This window comes from Paraburkholderia sp. SIMBA_053 (genome assembly GCF_046534895.1).
Lineage (GTDB): Bacteria > Pseudomonadota > Gammaproteobacteria > Burkholderiales > Burkholderiaceae > Paraburkholderia > Paraburkholderia caledonica.
Map to the genome: position 1 here is coordinate 1 of NZ_JAWRXU010000949.1, position 262 is coordinate 262.

At 44.7% G+C, this 262-nt stretch carries 1 pseudogene; it reads right to left on the reverse strand.

Annotated elements, in window-relative coordinates:
- Window positions 1-248: pseudogene (locus SB753_RS38405) on the reverse strand (hypothetical protein); the annotation flags it as partial.
- Window positions 249-262 lie beyond the last annotated feature (14 nt).

Genomic DNA, 262 nt, shown 5'->3' on the forward strand with positions numbered 1-262 from the left:
GCCACCGTTTTTCCGGCTGATATATATCGCTGAAAATCTGTGTAACCCCCCAGCTTATTTTTCGAATTGACCTCACCGCACATGCCATTCTTATTTCTAAATTCAGCTGAGTTGGGGTCTGATAGGTTGTATCGAACATTATTCTCTGCCTGGTAAGCCAAGATTGGGCTTACAGCCCAAGCAGGAACCCCAACCATAGAGACATAAGCTAACCCCACTAATGCAATTGCTACCAATAACACCAGCATCGTAACTATCGCTT